The following is a 348-nucleotide window of genomic DNA, read 5'->3' on the forward strand; positions in this document are numbered from 1 at the left end:
GCTCCCGCTGGGCTGCGCAGCAGCCCCAATCCAGACACCTCTTTTCGGCAGATAAAATAGGGTGTCCGGTTTTGGGGGCGCTTCGCACCCCAGCGGGAGCAAGCTCCCTCGCCACAGGTGATTCGAGCGTGGCCAAGACTTGCATCACGTATTGCAGCGACGTATGAGGAGCATGGGTTGATCCTCGAGGCGATCCTGCAACGGCAAAGCGATCTGGCGCAGCAACTGCTCAAGACCCATATTGAGCTGAGCAAGCAGGAGGTGCGCAAGATCACATTGCACAGGTTGGCGGTGGCAAGGGGATAAGCCTTTCACACTGAAAAATTGGCTGGCGCCAATCCCTGTGGC

1 protein-coding gene is annotated in these 348 nt (G+C 58.3%); it reads left to right on the forward strand.

Features of this window, described 5'->3' with window-relative positions; translation table 11 throughout:
- Positions 1–117 precede the first annotated feature (117 nt).
- Positions 118–306 (forward strand): FCD domain-containing protein, encoded by a 189-nt coding sequence (locus HX875_RS32560; RefSeq protein ID WP_371321511.1) that lies wholly within the window; start codon positions 118–120, stop codon positions 304–306.
- Positions 307–348 lie beyond the last annotated feature (42 nt).

Source organism: Pseudomonas yamanorum, from assembly GCF_013386765.1.
In the GTDB taxonomy this organism is placed as follows: Bacteria; Pseudomonadota; Gammaproteobacteria; order Pseudomonadales; family Pseudomonadaceae; genus Aquipseudomonas; species Aquipseudomonas yamanorum_A.